At 54.4% G+C, this 17734-nt stretch carries 1 protein-coding gene; it reads right to left on the reverse strand.

Annotation, left to right across the window (positions count from 1 at the left end; translation table 11 throughout):
- Positions 1–58 precede the first annotated feature (58 nt).
- On the reverse strand, positions 59–17551 hold the full coding sequence (locus AB8599_RS02700; protein ID WP_407332274.1) for an immunoglobulin-like domain-containing protein: 17493 nt from the start codon (positions 17549–17551) through the stop codon (positions 59–61).
- Positions 17552–17734: the final 183 nt, after the last annotated feature.

Genomic DNA, 17734 nt, shown 5'->3' on the forward strand with positions numbered 1-17734 from the left:
ACAAAAATGTACAAATACAAAAAGGGCATCGGCCGATTGGCCGAGCCCTTAAGGAGTTTTAGTTGTTATCAACGTCAATGACGATTGAGGGAGGTGTTGAGCCAAAATATCCATCACTATCTTGGATAGTTAAAGTGGCCTCTTTTCCATCAACGAGCGTGTTGATGACAATCCCGTCTCTGATATTGCCAGTGATATTCTCAAGGGTAATAAGTTGTTCATAGCCATTTTCACCACTCGCATCACCATCAATATCTATTTTGATGGTTAGGCTTTGTTTACTCAAGTCATCCCAAGAGCCAGTCCACTCGGCATCTATAGCGTATCCAGCATTTGGTGCTGATAGGAGATCACCTAGATCTAACACATCATCTTTTAAATTGAAGTCTACGATGGTGTCTGTTGTAACCGTATCAGCATCAACATGACTGAGATCCCAAGAGAAAGTATCTTTCCCGCCATCGCCACGCATTAGATCATCGCCAGCGCCACCAATGATGATGTCGTTATCTGACCCCCCGCGGATGAAGTCGGTGCCAGAGCCTCCATCTAAGTAGTCATTTCCTTTACCGCCAGAGATGAGATCTACGTCTTCTTGACCAAAAATTTTATCGTTTCCATCTGCACCATGAGCGGCATCAGCCCAAGTTGGTGATTGGAATTTGCCCAGTGTGTTGCTCTCTTTTCCGTTTTGGAAAATGTCTTTATCAGAAAGAGTCACGAACTGTGCTGCGATCGGTGAGCCGTTGCTATCCATTGGAATTATATTGTCGGGTAAGTGGATACTACCTGACCCAAGGTAGATGACGTCGTTACCTTTACCACCCTCTACATGGTCATTTTCTGTCCCTGTATCAACATAATCATTTCCATCAGTGACTGGAATATTAGCGCCAGGCATTACGACGCCATTCACAGTAACACTTGGCGTTTCCCCCGAAGGGGTGGTGTGACCAGGGGAGGAGGTTACAAACCCATCGGAAAGGTAAACGGAATTGATTCCACCTAATTTGTCTATGATGACATTGTCAAAATCAGTGACGCCATTGATGGCTATGTCGAGATTTGCTGTGTCAGTATCCCCGTCACTATCTTTCAATTCATATTTGAAGTTCTGTTTCTCGATGTCACCATCATTTAACTTGTTAGCCTCTTCATTTGGCGTAAACGTATACTCGCCAAATTTATTGATGATAAGAGTGCCATACTTGGATTCGACAGTCAGGTTAGACCCGTCTTGAGGTACATCAAACCATTTGTTTTTGAAAGTGTTGCTGCTTCCTTTTTGTACAAGCGCTTGGATTCTCATGACTGCAGTTGAATCTGCACCAAGTTGGTCTTGTCCAATCCCATCGGTATCACCACTAATGACATTGCCAACGATTTTGGTGTCTTCATCTGTGGTTACGTTGTCATCAACAGCTTTGGGAGCTGTGTCCGCTATATTGACGTAAATAGAATCGGTCACGCTGATGTTGTTTTGATCAACGATGACGATTGGAAGATCAACAATAACACCCGCATCAGCGTTGCTATTGGAGTTATGGGACGAATGATCCTTACTTTCAATAGATACAACCGTGTAGTTGACAGTAATTACACCGTTATTATCCGTGACCTGTTCAATCTTGAACGTTACACCTTCGAAAGTGATTTCAACGTTATTTTGTAATTCAACGATTGAAGTAAATGTCTGGTTACCGATTGTAATGGACTTGAACCCAGCGTCTGCCGTAAATGTGAATTCCCCTGCATCGGTGCTGCCATTATTTTCAAGGACGGTATTGTCCCCTAAATCATCATTATTGCTATCTGTAACATCGAGACTTGGCAGTCCGGCAACGTCAAATGTGTGCGTGGCAGAAGCGCTATCACCATCGCCGTCAGTAAGTTGTACACCGATTTCGATGGATTGGTTTTCAGTGGTAAATGATGGGTGGAAAACATAACCACCAGTATTAATATCAACAATTAGCGTGTGTTTTCCATCAACGACAATGGTCAGTTTTCCTTCAGAAAATGATAGATCGTCGTAGTCGCCCTCTAATGTAGGCTTCCCATCTTTATCGAAATTAAATGTGTAGTCTGTAGAGTCGATAGTTAATGTGACTGATCCTTTCCCATCCGCACCAAATGATTGGTCGGTAAATAATTGGCCCTTCACTGCGCTCGCAGCTAATTGATTAAATATCGGGAACAAATCAGTAACATCGCCCACCAAAATTGGGTCAAGTGTTGTGTTGTTTTGCCCATCATGAGATATACCGTTTAGATCCGACTCCAGAAGGTTATTAGTAATACCGATGGCTTCACTGCGTATATTGTTGTCTTCTAAATGCTGGTGCCACTCGGCTGAATTTTTAAATTCATGATTATCAGTTGGCTGACCATCAGATACGAAGTAAGTGGTATTTTTTGCATCTTCAATTTTGCCAGGGTCCATCCATGATGACGTGGACTTACTAATTGCTTTATCGTAGTAAGTTGCATAATTTTGGCTAACAATGTCTTCAAACATATTGCTTTCAATAATGTCTTTGGCTTGTGCGACAGTCATCCATGTATCACCATTATCCGTCTCAACCACTTCAGTAGAAGTGTTAAAGAGTAGCATTTGGACTTTTACTGTTCCCGCTGCTTCGTACTGTTTCAGCATGGCTAAAATTGCTGTTTCAAGTAACTGAATCCTAGAACTCATTGAACCTGAAACATCTAAGATCAGTTGAACATTTGATTTTTCCGTACCGGACGGAATTACAGGTTGAGAGCTCTGGTCGATCACTGGCATGTCATCTTCAATGCTGATGTCGAGATGTGACTGTCCTGCATCAATACCAGCTAGTTCGCCTTTACCTTCGACAGTAATGTTTGGCTGCAGTCCCTGAATATCTTCAACACCTTTATCACTATGATCTAAGGGTTGGTGAAGAGTGACGCTGTACGATGGTTTCGCAGTGTCACTTCCTTGTTCAAGAGTGACGGTCACCACAATATCGGACTCATCATCGCCTTTATATCCAATCAATGAAGAACCATCGACCGTCCAATTAATGGGCTCATCCCCTGAGCTAAGATCTGGATGGCCACCTTCAAAGGTTGGGTTTCCTTCACCGTCTAACGTAAAGCTGACATTAACGTCGTTGTAGTCCTCAACATTGATATCAATTTCAATACTATTGGCCGTTGTGTCTGTCGCACTGTCGCTTGGCTCGCCTGTGTTATCAGGATTACCGTTCGATAGGCCTTCTTCGGTGACGATTGCGTCTTTTACTGTGATGACTAATTTGTCGTTGTCCTTGACGGACGCGGTGTCAGCGCCGTTGTCGGTGTCGATGGTGCCGTTGCCGCCGTCCACCGCGGTGATGGTGCCGGTGAAGTTCTCGGTGTTCTCGAGCAGGGCATCGTCCTTCGGCGTGATGACCACGTCGATGCTGTTGCCGGTGGTGTCATTAAAGGTGATGTCGACGCCAGGGGCGGTAAACAACGCCTTCAGGGCGTCACCTTCGTATAGGGTGTCGCCAATCTTGACGGACAGGATGTCGCCTGCGTTAAACAGGGTCTCGGCATCGCTGTCGGCCAGGGAGAACTTGACCGTGGTGTCGAAGCCGTTGTCGACCGAGCGGCTGACGGTGAAGGTCACGGTGTCGCCCGCGTCACCTTCGATGGCGCGGTTGTCCGTCGCTTCAATCTTAACCGTGATGTCTTCGTTGGTGACTTCGTCATCGGTCTTCTTGTCGGTGAAGGCGCCGTCTGCACTGCCTTTACCGGTTTCCACCGAGCCGTTAACCAAGCCATTGCTGTCTGCGATGACTTCGATATTACCGGTGAAGGCTTCGGTGTTTTCCAGGAGCTTGTCGTCGTTCGGGGTGATGGTGACCAGGATGTCACTGCTGTCGCCCGAGAGGACCAGCTCAATGCCGGTGCCGTTCAGCAGGGCCTCGACTTGCGCCTTGCTCAGTGGCTCACCACCGTTGATGGTGATGGACTTGATGTCGTCGACGGTAAAGTCGATGGCCGCGTCGCTGCCGAGGGTGAACTTAACCGTGGTGTCTTCGCCGTTGTTGTCCGAGCGGGAAATCACGAACTGTACCGACTCGTCCTGGCTTTCTGCCGCCGCGCCTTTGTTCTCTGCGGTCTCGATTTTCACCAGCAGATCTTCGTTGGTGACTTCGTCATCGGTCTTCTTGTCGGTGAAGGCGCCGTCTGCGCTGCCTTTGCCGGTTTCCACCGAGCCGTTAACCAAGCCATTGCTGTCTGCGATGACTTCGATATTACCGGTGAAGGCTTCGGTGTTTTCCAGGAGCTTGTCGTCGTTCGGGGTGATGGTGACAGTCAGGTCGCTGTTGTCGCCCGTCAATGTCAGCTCAATGCCGGTGCCGTTTAGCAGGGCCTCGACTTGCGCCTTGCTCAGTGGCTCACCACCGTTGATGGTGATGGACTTGATGTCGTCGGCGGTAAAGTTGATGGCCGCGTCGCTGCCGAGGGTGAACTTAACCGTGGTGTCTTCGCCGTTGTTGTCCGAGCGGGAAATCACGAACTGGACCGACTCGTCCTGGCTTTCCGCCGCCGTGCCTTTGCCAGTGACGGTTTCGATTTTCACCAGCAGATCTTCGTTGGTGACTTCGTCATCGGTCTTCTTGTCGGTGAAGGCGCCGTCTGCGCTGCCTTTACCGGTTTCCACCGAGCCGTTGACCAAGCCATTGCTGTCTGCGATGACTTCGATATTACCGGTGAAGGCTTCGGTGTTTTCCAGGAGCTTGTCGTCGTTCGGGGTGATGGTGACCACGATGTCACTGCTGTCGCCCGAGAGGACCAGCTCAATGCCGGTGCCGTTCAGCAGGGCCTCGACTTGCGCCTTGCTCAGTGGCTCACCACCGTTGATAGTGATGGACTTGATGTCGTCGACGGTAAAGTCGATGGCCGCGTCGCTGCCGAGGGTGAACTTAACCGTGGTGTCTTCGCCGTTGTTGTCCGAGCGGGAAATCACGAACTGGACCGACTCGTCCTGGCTTTCTGCTGCTGTGCCTTTGCCAGTGACGGTTTCGATTTTCACCAGCAGATCTTCGTTGGTGACTTCGTCATCGGTCTTCTTGTCGGTGAAGGCGCCGTCTGCACTGCCTTTACCGGTTTCCACCGAGCCGTTAACCAAGCCATTGCTGTCTGCGATGACTTCGATATTACCGGTGAAGGCTTCGGTGTTTTCCAGGAGCTTGTCGTCGTTCGGGGTGATGGTGACCACGATGTCACTGCTGTCGCCCGAGAGGACCAGCTCAATGCCGGTGCCGTTCAGCAGGGCCTCGACTTGCGCCTTGCTCAGTGGCTCACCACCGTTGATGGTGATGGACTTGATGTCGTCGACGGTAAAGTCGATGGCCGCGTCGCTGCCGAGGGTGAACTTGACCGTGGTGTCTTCGCCGTTGTTGTCCGAGCGGGAAATCACGAACTGAACCGACTCACTTTGGCTTTCTGCTGCTGTGCCTTTGCCAGTGACGGTTTCGATTTTCACCAGCAGATCTTCGTTGGTGACTTCGTCATCGGTCTTCTTGTCGGTGAAGGCGCCGTCTGCGCTGCCTTTACCGGTTTCCACCGAGCCGTTGACCAAGCCATTGCTGTCTGCGATGACTTCGATATTACCGGTGAAGGCTTCGGTGTTTTCCAGGAGCTTGTCGTCGTTCGGGGTGATGGTGACCACGATGTCACTGCTGTCGCCCGAGAGGACCAGCTCAATGCCGGTGCCGTTCAGCAGGGCCTCGACTTGCGCCTTGCTCAGTGGCTCACCACCGTTGATGGTGATGGACTTGATGTCGTCGGCGGTAAAGTCGATGGCCGCGTCGCTGCCGAGGGTGAACTTAACCGTGGTGTCTTCGCCGTTGTTGTCCGAGCGGGAAATCACGAACTGAACCGACTCGTCCTGGCTTTCTGCCGCCGCGCCTTTGTTCTCTGCGGTCTCGATTTTCACCAGCAGATCTTCGTTGGTGACTTCGTCATCGGCCTTCTTGTCGGTGAAGGCGCCGTCTGCGCTGCCTTTACCGGTTTCCACCGAGCCGTTAACCAAGCCATTGCTGTCTGCGATGACTTCGATATTACCGGTGAAGGCTTCGGTGTTTTCCAGGAGCTTGTCGTCGTTCGGGGTGATGGTGACCACGATGTCACTGCTGTCGCCCGAGAGGACCAGCTCAATGCCGGTGCCGTTCAGCAGGGCCTCGACTTGCGCCTTGCTCAGTGGCTCACCACCGTTGATGGTGATGGACTTGATGTCGTCGGCGGTAAAGTCGATGGCCGCGTCGCTGCCGAGGGTGAACTTAACCGTGGTGTCTTCGCCGTTGTTGTCCGAGCGGGAAATCACGAACTGAACCGACTCGTCCTGGCTTTCTGCCGCCGCGCCTTTGTTCTCTGCGGTCTCGATTTTCACCAGCAGATCTTCGTTGGTGACTTCGTCATCGGTCTTCTTGTCGGTGAAGGCGCCGTCTGCGCTGCCTTTGCCGGTTTCCACCGAGCCGTTAACCAAGCCATTGCTGTCTGCGATGACTTCGATATTACCGGTGAAGGCTTCGGTGTTTTCCAGGAGCTTGTCGTCGTTCGGGGTGATGGTGACCACGATGTCACTGCTGTCGCCCGAGAGGACCAGCTCAATGCCGGTGCCGTTCAGCAGGGCCTCGACTTGCGCCTTGCTCAGTGGCTCACCACCGTTGATGGTGATGGACTTGATGTCGTCGGCGGTAAAGTCGATGGCCGCGTCGCTGCCGAGGGTGAACTTAACCGTGGTGTCCTTGCCGTTGTTGTCCGAGCGGGAAATCACGAACTGAACCGACTCGTCCTGGCTTTCTGCCGCCGCGCCTTTGTTCTCTGCGGTCTCGATTTTCACCAGCAGATCTTCGTTGGTGACTTCGTCATCGGTCTTCTTGTCGGTGAAGGCGCCGTCTGCGCTGCCTTTACCGGTTTCCACCGAGCCGTTAACCAAGCCATTGCTGTCTGCGATGACTTCGATATTACCGGTGAAGGCTTCGGTGTTTTCCAGGAGCTTGTCGTCGTTCGGGGTGATGGTGACCACGATGTCACTGCTGTCGCCCGAGAGGACCAGCTCAATGCCGGTGCCGTTCAGCAGGGCCTCGACTTGCGCCTTGCTCAGTGGCTCACCACCGTTGATGGTGATGGACTTGATGTCGTCGACGGTAAAGTCGATGGCCGCGTCGCTGCCGAGGGTGAACTTGACCGTGGTGTCTTCGCCGTTGTTGTCCGAGCGGGAAATCACGAACTGAACCGACTCGTCCTGGCTTTCTGCCGCCGCGCCTTTGTTCTCTGCGGTCTCGATTTTCACCAGCAGATCTTCGTTGGTGACTTCGTCATCGGCCTTCTTGTCGGTGAAGGCGCCGTCTGCGCTGCCTTTACCGGTTTCCACCGAGCCGTTGACCAAACCGTTGCCGTCTGCGATGACTTCGATATTACCGGTGAAGGCTTCGGTGTTTTCCAGGAGCTTGTCGTCGTTCGGGGTGATGGTGACAGTCAGGTCGCTGTTGTCGCCCGTCAATGTCAGCTCAATGCCGGTGCCGTTCAGCAGGGCCTCGACTTGCGCCTTGCTCAGTGGCTCACCACCGTTGATGGTGATGGACTTGATGTCGTCGGCGGTAAAGTTGATGGCCGCGTCGCTGCCGAGGGTGAACTTAACCGTGGTGTCCTTGCCGTTGTTGTCCGAGCGGGAAATCACGAACTGGACCGACTCGTCCTGGCTTTCCGCCGCCGCGCCTTTGCCGGAGACGGTTTCGATTTTCACCAGCAGATCTTCGTTGGTGACTTCGTCATCGGCCTTCTTGTCGGTGAAGGCGCCGTCTGCACTGCCTTTGCCGGTTTCCACCGAGCCGTTAACCAAGCCATTGCTGTCTGCGATGACTTCGATATTACCGGTGAAGGCTTCGGTGTTTTCCAGGAGCTTGTCGTCGTTCGGGGTGATGGTGACCACGATGTCACTGCTGTCGCCCGAGAGGACCAGCTCAATGCCGGTGCCGTTCAGCAGGGCCTCGACTTGCGCCTTGCTCAGTGGCTCACCACCGTTGATGGTGATGGACTTGATGTCGTCGACGGTAAAGTCGATGGCCGCGTCGCTGCCGAGGGTGAACTTGACCGTGGTGTCTTCGCCGTTGTTGTCCGAGCGGGAAATCACGAACTGAACCGACTCACTTTGGCTTTCTGCTGCTGTGCCTTTGTTCTCTGCGGTCTCGATTTTCACCAGCAGATCTTCGTTGGTGACTTCGTCATCGGCCTTCTTGTCGGTGAAGGCGCCGTCTGCGCTGCCTTTACCGGTTTCCACCGAGCCGTTGACCAAACCGTTGCCGTCTGCGATGACTTCGATATTACCGGTGAAGGCTTCGGTGTTTTCCAGGAGCTTGTCGTCGTTCGGGGTGATGGTGACAGTCAGGTCGCTGTTGTCGCCCGTCAATGTCAGCTCAATGCCGGTGCCGTTCAGCAGGGCCTCGACTTGCGCCTTGCTCAGTGGCTCACCACCGTTGATGGTGATGGACTTGATGTCGTCGGCGGTAAAGTTGATGGCCGCGTCGCTGCCGAGGGTGAACTTAACCGTGGTGTCCTTGCCGTTGTTGTCCGAGCGGGAAATCACGAACTGGACCGACTCGTCCTGGCTTTCCGCCGCCGCGCCTTTGCCGGAGACGGTTTCGATTTTCACCAGCAGATCTTCGTTGGTGACTTCGTCATCGGCCTTCTTGTCGGTGAAGGCGCCGTCTGCACTGCCTTTGCCGGTTTCCACCGAGCCGTTAACCAAGCCATTGCTGTCTGCGATGACTTCGATATTACCGGTGAAGGCTTCGGTGTTTTCCAGGAGCTTGTCGTCGTTCGGGGTGATGGTGACCACGATGTCACTGCTGTCGCCCGAGAGGACCAGCTCAATGCCGGTGCCGTTCAGCAGGGCCTCGACTTGCGCCTTGCTCAGTGGCTCACCACCGTTGATGGTGATGGACTTGATGTCGTCGACGGTAAAGTCGATGGCCGCGTCGCTGCCGAGGGTGAACTTGACCGTGGTGTCTTCGCCGTTGTTGTCCGAGCGGGAAATCACGAACTGAACCGACTCACTTTGGCTTTCTGCTGCTGTGCCTTTGCCAGTGACGGTTTCGATTTTCACCAGCAGATCTTCGTTGGTGACTTCGTCATCGGTCTTCTTGTCGGTGAAGGCGCCGTCTGCGCTGCCTTTACCGGTTTCCACCGAGCCGTTGACCAAGCCATTGCTGTCTGCGATCACGGTGATGTGACCGGTGAAGGCTTCGGTGTTTTCCAGCAGCTTGTCGTCGTTAGGGGTGATGGTGACAGTCAGGTCGCTGTTGTCGCCCGTCAATGTCAGCTCAATGCCGGTGCCGTTTAGCAGGGCCTCGACTTGCGCCTTGCTCAGTGGCTCACCACCGTTGATAGTGATGGACTTGATGTCGTCCGCAGTGAAATCCACGTCCGCAGCGCTGCCGAGGGTGAACTTAACCGTGGTGTCTTCGCCGTTGTTGTCCGAGCGGGAAATCACGAACTGAACCGACTCGTCTTGGCTTTCTGCCGCCGCGCCTTTGTTCTCTGCGGTCTCGATTTTCACCAGCAGATCTTCGTTGGTGACTTCGTCATCGGTCTTCTTGTCGGTGAAGGCGCCGTCTGCACTGCCTTTACCGGTTTCCACCGAGCCGTTAACCAAGCCATTGCTGTCTGCGATGACTTCGATATTACCGGTGAAGGCTTCGGTGTTTTCCAGGAGCTTGTCGTCGTTAGGGGTGATAGTGACGGTGGTGCTGAGAGTGTCACCGGACAGCACGACGTTGACGCCGTTGCCGTTGAGGAGATCGGCGATCTCGTCAGTCGTCAGGGTCTTATCACCAATGGTGATGGACTTGATGTCGTCGGCGGTAAAGTCGATGGCCGCGTCGCTGCCGAGGGTGAACTTAACCGTGGTGTCTTCGCCGTTGTTGTCCGAGCGGGAAATCACGAACTGAACCGACTCGTCCTGGCTTTCTGCCGCCGCGCCTTTGTTCTCTGCGGTCTCGATTTTCACCAGCAGATCTTCGTTGGTGACTTCGTCATCGGCCTTCTTGTCGGTGAAGGCGCCGTCTGCACTGCCTTTGCCGGTTTCCACCGAGCCGTTAACCAAGCCATTGCCGTCTGCGATGACTTCGATATTACCGGTGAAGGCTTCGGTGTTCTCGAGCAGCTTGTCGTCGTTAGGGGTGATAGTGACGGTGGTGCTGAGGGTGTCACCGGACAGCACGACGTTGACGCCGTTGCCGTTGAGGAGATCGGCGATCTCGTCAGTCGTCAGGGTCTTATCACCAATGGTGATGGACTTGATGTCGTCGGCGGTAAAGTCGATGGCCGCGTCGCTGCCGAGGGTGAACTTAACCGTGGTGTCCTTGCCGTTGTTGTCCGAGCGGGAAATCACGAACTGGACCGACTCGTCCTGGCTTTCCGCCGCCGCGCCTTTGCCGGAGACGGTTTCGATTTTCACCAGCAGATCTTCGTTGGTGACTTCGTCATCGGCCTTCTTGTCGGTGAAGGCGCCGTCTGCGCTGCCTTTGCCGGTTTCCACCGAGCCGTTAACCAAGCCATTGCTGTCTGCGATGACTTCGATATTACCGGTGAAGGCTTCGGTGTTTTCCAGGAGCTTGTCGTCGTTCGGGGTGATGGTGACCACGATGTCACTGCTGTCGCCCGAGAGGACCAGCTCAATGCCGGTGCCGTTCAGCAGGGCCTCGACTTGCGCCTTGCTCAGTGGCTCACCACCGTTGATGGTGATGGACTTGATGTCGTCGGCGGTAAAGTCGATGGCCGCGTCGCTGCCGAGGGTGAACTTAACCGTGGTGTCCTTGCCGTTGTTGTCCGAGCGGGAAATCACGAACTGAACCGACTCGTCCTGGCTTTCTGCCGCCGCGCCTTTGTTCTCTGCGGTCTCGATTTTCACCAGCAGATCTTCGTTGGTGACTTCGTCATCGGTCTTCTTGTCGGTGAAGGCGCCGTCTGCGCTGCCTTTACCGGTTTCCACCGAGCCGTTGACCAAGCCATTGCTGTCTGCGATGACTTCGATATTACCGGTGAAGGCTTCGGTGTTTTCCAGGAGCTTGTCGTCGTTCGGGGTGATGGTGACCACGATGTCACTGCTGTCGCCCGAGAGGACCAGCTCAATGCCGGTGCCGTTCAGCAGGGCCTCGACTTGCGCCTTGCTCAGTGGCTCACCACCGTTGATAGTGATGGACTTGATGTCGTCGACGGTAAAGTCGATGGCCGCGTCGCTGCCGAGGGTGAACTTAACCGTGGTGTCTTCGCCGTTGTTGTCCGAGCGGGAAATCACGAACTGAACCGACTCGTCCTGGCTTTCTGCCGCCGCGCCTTTGTTCTCTGCGGTCTCGATTTTCACCAGCAGATCTTCGTTGGTGACTTCGTCATCGACCTTCTTGTCGGTGAAGGCGCCGTCTGCACTGCCTTTGCCGGTTTCCACCGAGCCGTTAACCAAGCCATTGCCGTCTGCGATGACTTCGATATTACCGGTGAAGGCTTCGGTGTTCTCGAGCAGCTTGTCGTCGTTAGGGGTGATAGTGACGGTGGTGCTGAGGGTGTCACCGGACAGCACGACGTTGACGCCGTTGCCGTTGAGGAGATCGGCGATCTCGTCAGTCGTCAGGGTCTTATCACCAATGGTGATAGACGCAATGTCGTCGGCGGTAAAGTCGATGGCCGCGTCGCTGCCGAGGGTGAACTTGACCGTGGTGTCTTCGCCGTTGTCGTCTGAGCGCGAGATGGTGAACTGTACCGACTCGTCCTGGCTTTCTGCCGCCGCGCCTTTGTTCTCTGCGGTCTCGATTTTCACCAGCAGATCTTCGTTGGTGACTTCGTCATCGGTCTTCTTGTCGGTGAAGGCGCCGTCTGCGCTGCCTTTGCCGGTTTCCACCGAGCCGTTAACCAAGCCATTGCTGTCTGCGATGACTTCGATATTACCGGTGAAGGCTTCGGTGTTTTCCAGGAGCTTGTCGTCGTTCGGGGTGATGGTGACCACGATGTCACTGCTGTCGCCCGAGAGGACCAGCTCAATGCCGGTGCCGTTCAGCAGGGCCTCGACTTGCGCCTTGCTCAGTGGCTCACCACCGTTGATGGTGATGGACTTGATGTCGTCGGCGGTAAAGTCGATGGCCGCGTCGCTGCCGAGGGTGAACTTAACCGTGGTGTCCTTGCCGTTGTTGTCCGAGCGGGAAATCACGAACTGGACCGACTCGTCCTGGCTTTCCGCCGCCGCGCCTTTGCCGGAGACGGTTTCGATTTTCACCAGCAGATCTTCGTTGGTGACTTCGTCATCGGCCTTCTTGTCGGTGAAGGCGCCGTCTGCGCTGCCTTTACCGGTTTCCACCGAGCCGTTGACCAAACCGTTGCCGTCTGCGATGACTTCGATATTACCGGTGAAGGCTTCGGTGTTCTCGAGCAGCTTGTCGTCGTTAGGGGTGATAGTGACGGTGGTGCTGAGGGTGTCACCGGACAGCACGACGTTGACGCCGTTGCCGTTGAGGAGATCGGCGATCTCGTCAGTCGTCAGGGTCTTATCACCAATGGTGATAGACGCAATGTCGTCGGCGGTAAAGTCGATGGCCGCGTCGCTGCCGAGGGTGAACTTGACCGTGGTGTCTTCGCCGTTGTTGTCCGAGCGGGAAATCACGAACTGAACCGACTCGTCCTGGCTTTCTGCCGCCGCGCCTTTGTTCTCTGCGGTCTCGATTTTCACCAGCAGATCTTCGTTGGTGACTTCGTCATCGGCCTTCTTGTCGGTGAAGGCGCCGTCTGCACTGCCTTTACCGGTTTCCACCGAGCCGTTAACCAAGCCATTGCTGTCTGCGATGACTTCGATATTACCGGTGAAGGCTTCGGTGTTTTCCAGGAGCTTGTCGTCGTTCGGGGTGATGGTGACCACGATGTCACTGCTGTCGCCCGAGAGGACCAGCTCAATGCCGGAGCCGTTCAGCAGGGCCTCGACTTGCGCCTTGCTCAGTGGCTCACCACCGTTGATGGTGATGGACTTGATGTCGTCGGCGGTAAAGTCGATGGCCGCGTCGCTGCCGAGGGTGAACTTAACCGTGGTGTCTTCGCCGTTGTTGTCCGAGCGGGAAATCACGAACTGAACCGACTCGTCCTGGCTTTCTGCCGCCGCGCCTTTGTTCTCTGCGGTCTCGATTTTCACCAGCAGATCTTCGTTGGTGACTTCGTCATCGGTCTTCTTGTCGGTGAAGGCGCCGTCTGCGCTGCCTTTACCGGTTTCCACCGAGCCGTTAACCAAGCCATTGCTGTCTGCGATGACTTCGATATTACCGGTGAAGGCTTCGGTGTTTTCCAGGAGCTTGTCGTCGTTCGGGGTGATGGTGACAGTCAGGTCGCTGTTGTCGCCCGTCAATGTCAGCTCAATGCCGGTGCCGTTTAGCAGGGCCTCGACTTGCGCCTTGCTCAGTGGCTCACCACCGTTGATGGTGATGGACTTGATGTCGTCGGCGGTAAAGTCGATGGCCGCGTCGCTGCCGAGGGTGAACTTAACCGTGGTGTCCTTGCCGTTGTTGTCCGAGCGGGAAATCACGAACTGGACCGACTCGTCCTGGCTTTCCGCCGCCGCGCCTTTGCCGGAGACGGTTTCGATTTTCACCAGCAGATCTTCGTTGGTGACTTCGTCATCGGCCTTCTTGTCGGTGAAGGCGCCGTCTGCACTGCCTTTACCGGTTTCCACCGAGCCGTTAACCAAGCCATTGCTGTCTGCGATGACTTCGATATTACCGGTGAAGGCTTCGGTGTTTTCCAGGAGCTTGTCGTCGTTCGGGGTGATGGTGACCACGATGTCACTGCTGTCGCCCGAGAGGACCAGCTCAATGCCGGTGCCGTTCAGCAGGGCCTCGACTTGCGCCTTGCTCAGTGGCTCACCACCGTTGATGGTGATGGACTTGATGTCGTCGGCGGTAAAGTCGATGGCCGCGTCGCTGCCGAGGGTGAACTTAACCGTGGTGTCTTCGCCGTTGTTGTCCGAGCGCGAGATGGTGAACTGTACCGACTCGTCCTGGCTTTCTGCCGCCGCGCCTTTGTTCTCTGCGGTCTCGATTTTCACCAGCAGATCTTCGTTGGTGACTTCGTCATCGGCCTTCTTGTCGGTGAAGGCGCCGTCTGCGCTGCCTTTACCGGTTTCCACCGAGCCGTTGACCAAACCGTTGCCGTCTGCGATGACTTCGATATTACCGGTGAAGGCTTCGGTGTTTTCCAGGAGCTTGTCGTCGTTCGGGGTGATGGTGACAGTCAGGTCGCTGTTGTCGCCCGTCAATGTCAGCTCAATGCCGGTGCCGTTTAGCAGGGCCTCGACTTGCGCCTTGCTCAGTGGCTCACCACCGTTGATGGTGATGGACTTGATGTCGTCCGCAGTGAAATCCACGTCCGCAGCGCTGCCGAGGGTGAACTTAACCGTGGTGTCTTCGCCGTTGTTGTCCGAGCGGGAAATCACGAACTGAACCGACTCGTCCTGGCTTTCTGCCGCCGCGCCTTTGTTCTCTGCGGTCTCGATTTTCACCAGCAGATCTTCGTTGGTGACTTCGTCGTCAGTCTTCTTGTCGGTGAACTGGCCGTCCGCGCTGTCGAGCGGTTGCTCAGCGTCGTCTTTGGCGATGGCGCCGTTGACCAAACCGTTGCTGTCTGCGATCACGGTGATGTGACCGGTGAAGGCTTCGGTGTTTTCCAGCAGCTTGTCGTCGTTAGGGGTGATGGTGACAGTCAGGTCGCTGTTGTCGCCCGTCAATGTCAGCTCAATGCCGGTGCCGTTTAGCAGGGCCTCGACTTGCGCCTTGCTCAGTGGCTCACCACCGTTGATAGTGATGGACTTGATGTCGTCCGCAGTGAAATCCACGTCCGCAGCGCTGCCGAGGGTGAACTTAACCGTGGTGTCTTCGCCGTTGTTGTCCGAGCGGGAAATCACGAACTGAACCGACTCGTCCTGGCTTTCTGCTGCTGTGCCTTTGCCAGTGACGGTTTCGATTTTCACCAGCAGATCTTCGTTGGTGACTTCGTCATCGGTCTTCTTGTCGGTGAAGGCGCCGTCTGCACTGCCTTTGCCGGTTTCCACCGAGCCGTTAACCAAGCCATTGCTGTCTGCGATGACTTCGATATTACCGGTGAAGGCTTCGGTGTTTTCCAGGAGCTTGTCGTCGTTCGGGGTGATGGTGACCACGATGTCACTGCTGTCGCCCGAGAGGACCAGCTCAATGCCGGTGCCGTTCAGCAGGGCCTCGACTTGCGCCTTGCTCAGTGGCTCACCACCGTTGATGGTGATGGACTTGATGTCGTCGGCGGTAAAGTCGATGGCCGCGTCGCTGCCTAGGGTGAACTTAACCGTGGTGTCTTCGCCGTTGTTGTCCGAGCGGGAAATCACGAACTGAACCGACTCGTCCTGGCTTTCTGCCGCCGCGCCTTTGTTCTCTGCGGTCTCGATTTTCACCAGCAGATCTTCGTTGGTGACTTCGTCATCGGCCTTCTTGTCGGTGAAGGCGCCGTCTGCGCTGCCTTTGCCGGTTTCCACCGAGCCGTTAACCAAGCCATTGCTGTCTGCGATGACTTCGATATTACCGGTGAAGGCTTCGGTGTTTTCCAGGAGCTTGTCGTCGTTCGGGGTGATGGTGACCACGATGTCACTGCTGTCGCCCGAGAGGACCAGCTCAATGCCGGTGCCGTTCAGCAGGGCCTCGACTTGCGCCTTGCTCAGTGGCTCACCACCGTTGATGGTGATGGACTTGATGTCGTCGGCGGTAAAGTCGATGGCCGCGTCGCTGCCGAGGGTGAACTTGACCGTGGTGTCCTTGCCGTTGTTGTCCGAGCGGGAAATCACGAACTGGACCGACTCGTCCTGGCTTTCCGCCGCCGTGCCTTTGCCAGTGACGGTTTCGATTTGGACCGTAAGATCTTCTTCACGCTTGTTGTCATCGCTGCCTGGCTCATCGCTGAACGAGGCGTCAGCGCTGCCGTTGTCGATGGTGCCGTTGCCGCCGTCCACCGCGGTGATGGTGCCGGTGAAGTTCTCGGTGTTCTCGAGCAGGGCATCGTCGTTCGGCGTGATGACCACGTCGATGCTGTTGCCGGTGGTGTCATTAAAGGTGATGTCGACGCCAGGGGCGGTAAACAACGCCTTCAGGGCGTCACCTTCGTATAGGGTGTCGCCAATCTTGACGGACAGGATGTCGCCTGCGTTAAACAGGGTCTCGGCATCGCTGTCGACCAGGGAGAGCTTGACCGTGGTGTCGAAGCCGTTGTCGACCGAGCGGCTGACGGTGAAGGTCACCGTGTCGCCCGCGTCACCTTCGATGGCGCGGTTGTCCGTCGCTTCAATCTTAACCGTGATGTCTTCTTCACGGTCGTTATCTGGATTCGTGCCATCTTCGTCATTAATTGAGGTTTCAAAAACTGGCGGCAACTCTGGTGCCTTTTCAAAACCACCGTTGGTTGCGCCTGTTACGGTAACGCTAAGCACGTCTTCGTCCGTTGTCTCAATCAAGGCGTCATCCAAAGTATCGATAGTGAACGACACTTCTGTCTGCCCTGGCTCAAACGTGAATGTTTTTTCAACAGGAATGATGTCGCCATCTTCTGTGGTTTTGTGGCCAACCACGACGATGACGGTCATTGTTTCGGTTGGCGCATCCGATAGGCTTAATGTGTAGTTCGCACTTTCGCCCTCGGTAACGGTAGTGTCACCCGTCAGAGTTAAGGTTGGTGCGTCATTATCATCCACAACCTTGTTTGTCACGGTGCCAACAAGCTCAATCTGATCAAAATTGTTTTCTGAGACGCTCTCGATGGACACTGAAATGTCGTCATCGTTTTGGGTGTAGAGATCATCAGCACGGACATTGACGTCGACAGAACCCGATAATTCTCCGGCTTCAATGAAAATAGTCTGGCCGTTGCTTAGGGTGACGGTGATGTTTTCGTCGGCTACTGCGCCTAAAGTGACCGTGTAGGTGATCTGTCCGCCTTCAACGATGTCATTGCCCGCAGTAGTGGAGCTTAGAGTGAATGTAGCTGTACTCTCTATATCCGCATCATTGGTCACTGCTGCAGGGGTGTCTGTTTCTTCTCTCAATATTCTTGTCGTAGCAAAATCGCGTGCCGTTGCTTCACTATCGAACCCCGCCTGCGCAATTGTCGCCGCACCTTCTCGTCCGATCGCTTGGAAACCCCAAGAGCCTGAGCCTGACGCGGTGTTACCCGCAGCTGTCGCTTCTAATTCTTGCGTCGGGTCAAAGTCTTCATTAAGAAGTAATTCTTGAATCGCGGCGATTTCGTCATCAACGCTGAATTCGTCCGTTGATGCAATGTTGGATTCCATTTCACCTACAGGTATTAAACTGCCATCTTCCAATTGAAGAAGCGCTCCCGCACCTAGGGGGAGGATGAGCTCAGTGCCTGACGTTAACTCTGCCAGTTCTGCAACGGGGACTTCTTGTCCGTTAATCTTGACGTGAGGGTTACCGTTTACTGAAACTACTTTTGCAGCCTGCTTGGTGATAATCGAATCCATGAATCTTATTCCTGCAGAAAGATAAATTTAGATGCGTGTTTCTCACGCGATACATCAGTCTCATCCATATTACTATGCAAGACAACAATAAGCACTCGGAGTTGTTACATGAAATGCCAAAAAGGTGACGCAATTTGTAAATATTTTTTCTTTTTTGACGCAAACCATATGGTTGAAAAATGA

The organism is Enterovibrio litoreus (assembly GCF_045679545.1).
GTDB lineage: Bacteria > Pseudomonadota > Gammaproteobacteria > Enterobacterales > Vibrionaceae > Enterovibrio.